Consider the following 6,156-nt stretch of genomic DNA (forward strand, 5'->3'; position numbering starts at 1 on the left):
GGATAAATGAAAGATTTTAAAGAAATAATAGCAAAAAAGTTAGAGGGAGAAGATATTGGTTTAAGTTCTGAAGAGATCAAAAACCTTATCGAAATTCCACCCCAAGAAAACATGGGAGATTATTCCTTTCCATGCTTCCAACTAGCAAAGACCTTAAGGAAGAACCCAGCCCAAATAGCGGGAGAACTAGTAGAAAAGCTAGAAATAGAAGATTTTGCTGAAATAAAAAACATAGGTCCCTATATAAACTTCTTCTTAAATAGGGAAAAATTCCAAAACGAAGTCGTAAATACAATCCTAGATAAAAAGGAAGATTTCGGTAAATCTGACATGGGCAAAGGCAAGACTGTAGTTATAGATTTTTCTTCAGTAAATATAGCTAAACCCTTCCACATTGGCCACATAAGATCAACTGTAATAGGCGATGCCCTTAGAAATATCCACGAATTTTTAGGCTATAATACAATTGCTACAAACTATATTGGCGACTATGGTACCCAATTTGGAACAATGATCGCTGCCTACAAGCTTTGGGGCGATGATGATAAATTAAATGCCCACCCAATCCAAGAGCTTTTAAATCTTTATGTTCGCTACAATACAGAAGCAAGCGAAAATGAAGAAATGATGGATGTAGCCCGTAAGGAATTTAAAAAACTAGAAGAAGGCGAAGAAGAAGCAACCAGACTTTGGTCATGGTTTAAGGAAATTTCCTTCAAAGAATTTGACAGGGTATATAAGCTTCTAGACATTGACTTTGATAATTACAATGGAGAATCCTACCATTCAGAATTTATCCCAGAGGTAATCGAGGAATTAAAGGAGAAAAATCTCCTTGTTGAATCAGATGGGGCACAAATTATAGACCTATCTCAATTTGACCTCCCACCATCAATAATAATCAAGTCAAATGGCTCATCTGCCTATGTTACTCGCGATATAGCCACAGCTATAAATAGGAAAAAAGAGTATAACTTTGATGAAAACTTATATATAGTAGCCACCCAACAAAACCTACACTTCCAACAACTATTCAAGATTTTAGAACTAATGGACTATGATTTTGCCAAAGACTGCAAGCACATCCCATTTGGCATGGTAAGCCTAAAAGATCAGACTCTTTCAACCAGAAAGGGCCAGGTTGTATTCTTAGAAGATGTTTTAAATAAGGCGATAGATAAGACCAAAGAAATTATAAAGGATAGGGAAGATACAGTGGATGATGTAGAAGAAACTGCAAGAGTAGTTGGCATCGGAGCTGTTAAATTCCAAGAGCTATATAATAACAGGATAAAGGACTATGTCTTTGATTGGGATGAGGTCTTAAACTTTGATGGCGAAACAGGACCTTATGTTCAATACACCTATGCCAGGGCCAAATCTGTCCTTAGAAAGGCAGGCCTAAAGGAAGTAGGAAAGCTTGATATAGAAAAAATCACCAGCGATGATGAATTTAGCCTTGCTAAAAAACTTGCAGGATTTGAAGATGTGGTAATAAAAGCTAAGGAAAAATACGAACCATCACTAATCACCAGACACCTAACAGATATTGCAAGTAGCTTCAACAAATTCTACAATTCATCTAAGATAATGGTCGATGATGAAAAATTAAAAGAAGAAAGACTAGCCCTAACCTACGCTACATCAATAGTAATTAAATCAGGTCTAGCAATCTTAGGAATCAAGACTGTGGAGAAGATGTAAGATGGAAAGAATAAAAGACTTCTTCCACACCACAAAAATCGCCTTTAGGGAGACCATCAAAAAGCTTAACAAATCATATTTTGTCTTAATCTTTGTTATGATATCAACAATTTTTGACAATAATGAGTTTGGCTTTGGACCAGTGGGAAGTACAATCGGCGGGATAATCCACTATTTCATAGGGGTTATCATCACATCCTTCATCCTACAAAGCCTGATATCTGTTGTAAAATACGGCAATACAGGTAAAAAGTCTCTGGAAAACTCCATGGGTAATTACTTTATGCCCCTTATAGAAACCATGTTTTGGATGTATATCTTAGATATTGTAGCAAGCCTTTTGTTAGTGAATTTCCCTGTGAGGGTTAATATTATAGTCAGGATTATAATTCAAATCCTAACATCAGCCCTTTATGAGGAGATTTATCTAAATAATAGGTATGGAATAGATGCAATTCGTGAATCTATTGTTTTTGTCAAAAATAACATCCTAAACTACGGCCTCTTTAGCTTGCTATTCATAGGATTGGAATTTATATTGTCAATATATTTAGGCCTTGGTCAAGCTATGAGCACAAACAAAATTTTTGCCTGTCTAATTATTTCCCTAGTTCACAGCTTCTTTATGTTATTTAGGGGTCATTTGTTTAAATATTTAAACGAACATCCATACAGACAAAGGAAATTCATGAGAGGTTTTGATGACTAAGTTAGATGCATATTTTTATAAATTTCACGACAATTTAGCCTATATAGAACTAAAAGAAGTCGCTAAGCATGAGGATTTATCTGGCTTATCCCTCCCAATTTATATAGAAGATATGAAAGAGGGTATCAAAAGCGGTGACTTTGCTAATAATATAAATTTAGACCTAGTCTTTGAAGCAATGATTATAAATCTAGCAATTGACTTTGATTTTGTCTATAAAGATGCCTATGTAAAGGCCTTAAATAATTATATTAAAGACTTAGGAGCCTATGCCACTGATAAGATTATAAAGGAAGCAAATCCTAACAAGGCCCTCCTTCTTGCAAGAGGATTTTATCTGTTAGAAAGAGAAAATAATTTTGCAGCCTATCTTTATGCCAAACTCTTGTGGCCAAAGGCATACGAAGAGGAAAGTGAGTATAAGGATGATTTTGTAAGAGAGGCTCTAAGGATTTTGCAAGAGGCGATTGGCAGGGACGAAAACTTTGCTATTGGCTTTTATGAGCTAGGTAATATCTACGCAAATCTTGGTGAATATATCAAGGCAAGGTCATATTATAAAAATGCCCTTAGAAAAACTGAAGATGAATTAGCTAAGGAAGAAATAAGAAATAAGATAGAAGCAGTAGATGACAATGCAGAAATAGAGGAAAGTCTCTATTTTATAGGCAAGTCAGATTATAGTAAGGCTGTTGATGTCTTATCTAAACTTTTAACTAAGGTAAAAAGAGCCGATGCCTACTATTACCTAGGTGTGGCCTACCAAAATATGGGCTTATATGAAAATTCAATTATGGCCTTTCAAAATTCCCTAGACTTAAATGCAGATTTTAGAGAACTTTACAATGACTATGCCATAAGCCTATATTTAAATAAGGAAGAGCTTGAGGCGATAAAAATCATAAAGCAAGGACTTGAAAAATATCCACAAGATCCAAGGATGACCTATAACAAAATCCAAATCAACCTCGTCTTGGGAAATTTATCCAAGGCCAAGGAAGACATCGAAGAGCTTTTAACCTACGATGACCTAACAGACGAGATAAAAGAAAATCTATCTATTTTAAAAAACCACTATAAATTATAAAAGTAAAGCTGGAGCTTAAGAAAATTTGCAAGCTCCAGCTTATTTTTAATCTTTGATAGTAGTGCCAGAATCGTCAGGATTATTGGTATTTAGGATTTTAATAGTAATATTTTTATTCATAACAGGCCTTATTGCATCTTCTTGGTAGACTCCTGCTCCAGATTGAATAATCTTTTGTAAGCCCTTGTAGTCTAGCTTTTCGATTTTTTGGGCATTCTTATCCTTATTAGGGTCAGCTGTCATTATGCCAGATACATCTGTCCAGTTTTCATAAACAGAAGAATCAAGGGCAGCTGCAAGAATTGAACCAGTATAGTCTGATCCACCCCTCTTGAAAGTTTTAATCTGTCCATCCTTACTTCCATAAAATCCAGGAACAACGACCTTCATCCCATCTTTGATAGCGGCCCTTATAGTCTTAAAGGTTCTTTCAATATCGACATCCTCACCATCAAAGAAAATTAAATCCTTAGCGTCGAAAAAGTCATAGCCTAGAAATTTTGCGAGGATTTTGGCATTTAAGTATTCACCCCTAGATAGGTTGAAGTCACGATTTAAGGAAAAGGCGACCTCGGCAAGACTTTGGTCGATTTCTTTTTTAAGGGAATCGTCCAAATTTAAATCATCAATAATTTCATAGAAACGGTCCTTAATCTTGTCATTAGTTTTGTACTTGGCTTCTCTTTTTTCATAAATTTCCTTATTAAGTTCTTTGATTTTTTCCTCAAGAGCCCTAATTTGTTCGTTAGAATCAGAAATTTTTATTAAAAGATCAGTAACCTTAATATCATAAGGGTCTCTTTTGCCTGGAGCAGATACCACTATGACATTTCTATCATCCTTCCTATTGATAATATCCTTAACCCTTTCAAATTGACCGGCATCAGATAGGGAAGAACCACCAAACTTTGATACAGATTTTTCTTCAATGCTCTCAAGCTTGTAAGGGGTATTTTGATAAACCGCATAGTTAATCCAATTAGAGAAAAATAAGGATGCAGCAGATTTCCAACTCATATTAATTCTATCAGTACCTTCAAAATAATAATTGACCGGCCTATTAGGATTAAGACCTCTTTCCAGATCCCTTAGGTATTCATTATTAAGAGTAGCTTTGTTATATTCAAGATGACCAAGCGAGAAAATAAATCTATTATCCTTACTTGCTGCAAGAGATAGGCCAACCTCATCAGAAGAGGCAAGGATTTCTAAATCTTCAATGGCCTCCAAATCTTTAGGATCAACTCCCTTATATCTAGAATGGGGAACATTAAATAAATCATCAAAGCCATCAAGAAGCCTTGAATTGCTGTTTTTAATAAAAGGATAAACTCCACAAAGTTTTTCATTAAAAGAAAAGCTATCAACATCATAAAAGTAATTAAGGGCAGCAAGAGAAGCCCAGCAGATAAAAATGGTAGAATAGACATTTTCTCTGGCATAATCAAAAATTTTAGTAAGCTCATCCCAATATTTAACATCTTTATAGTCAATATTTTCAATAGGGGCACCAGTAATAATCATGCCATCATACTTGGTATTCTTAATATCATCATAAGACTTGTAAAGCTTATTGAGCCTATTAAGGTCTGCGTGTTTATTTTCATATGTAGTAGTCCTTATAAAATCAACCTCAATTTGAAGGGCGTGGGCTGAAATAAGCTTAAGCAAATCAATCTCAGTCTCTTCCTTATTAGGCATAAGATTGACAATAGCTATCTTTAGAGGTCTAATATCCTGACTGCTAGCCCTCATTGGATTGATAGCAAAAATATTTTCTTCTTTTAAAACTTCTTCTTTAATAAAATCTTCTGATAAAATAACTGGCATAATTCCTCCTATAATAAAAAAAGAGCCTTCGACCAAAGGACGAAGACTCGTGTTACCACCTTATTTTACTATTATCTTGCGATAATAGACTTAGTAGGTATCAAACAATACCATCTGCTGTAAGGGGCATACCCCTAGCTAGCTAAAAATTCACCAACTAACAAAAAAGACCATCTTCACTTAAAAGGAATCTACTTATTTCACCACAACTAAGCTCTCTTTAATCATCCAAGTAAGCTACTCTTCTTTATATAAGCAATATAAACTTGTTAATTTACTTAAAAATATATTACCATAAGCAAGCTATAAAGTCAATTTGCAAAGAAAATATAAAAAAATACAAAAAAAATTTGACAAAGCTAAGAGTAGGTGTTATAGTTATAAATGTCGATACGGCAGGAACTAATCGGCAAGATGAAAAAATCATAAAAAAATGAAAAAAAGTCTTGACAAGATAAAAAACCTGTGGTATTATAAAATAGTCAGCACGACAAATGCTGAGACATGAACCAGAAATGCTAAGGCATTTCATACAAATTAAATATCAATGGTTTTTGTAGCTATTTAAAATAGCAAAACAAAAACTTTAAAGAATAACAACTATAACCTAGTTAAATTTCTTTACAGTAAATGATTCTTGATATACAAGAATATAAATCACGCATTTGATTAAGTCAAGTGTAAATGAATAGAGTCTTGATCGAAGGACTAGCCTGTCCGGCTCCTAGAGGACCCTCCACGGAGTGGCCGAGGACGAAGGACGAGGTTAACTCATACAAATTTTTTATGAGAGTTTGATCCTGGCTCAGGATTAACGCTGGCGGCG

The 6,156-nt window shown here is 34.6% G+C and carries 4 protein-coding genes; 3 read left to right on the forward strand and 1 reads right to left on the reverse strand.

Annotated elements, in window-relative coordinates:
* Positions 1–6 precede the first annotated feature (6 nt).
* Genes argS through RRB46_RS07735 form a run of 3 tightly spaced genes read left to right on the forward strand, consistent with a single transcriptional unit; the run spans position 7 to position 3,500 of the window.
* On the forward strand, positions 7–1,704 hold the full coding sequence (argS, locus tag RRB46_RS07725) for an arginine--tRNA ligase (protein WP_311538090.1): 1,698 nt from the start codon (positions 7–9) through the stop codon (positions 1,702–1,704).
* A 1-nt stretch (position 1,705) separates the two neighbouring features.
* Positions 1,706–2,413, forward strand: a complete 708-nt coding sequence (locus RRB46_RS07730) for a hypothetical protein (RefSeq protein ID WP_296129746.1) — start codon at positions 1,706–1,708, stop codon at positions 2,411–2,413.
* Complete coding sequence (locus RRB46_RS07735) at positions 2,406–3,500, forward strand: tetratricopeptide repeat protein (protein WP_311538091.1); 1,095 nt, start codon at positions 2,406–2,408, stop codon at positions 3,498–3,500. Before RRB46_RS07730 ends, RRB46_RS07735 begins: the two co-directional genes overlap by 8 nt.
* 45 nt (positions 3,501–3,545) lie before the next feature.
* Here the strand turns inward: RRB46_RS07735 and metA are convergent, their stop codons facing one another.
* Complete coding sequence (metA, locus tag RRB46_RS07740) at positions 3,546–5,330, reverse strand: homoserine O-succinyltransferase (protein ID WP_311538092.1); 1,785 nt, start codon at positions 5,328–5,330, stop codon at positions 3,546–3,548.
* Positions 5,331–6,156 lie beyond the last annotated feature (826 nt).

This window comes from uncultured Anaerococcus sp. (genome assembly GCF_963512375.1).
Classification (GTDB): domain Bacteria; phylum Bacillota; class Clostridia; order Tissierellales; family Peptoniphilaceae; genus Anaerococcus.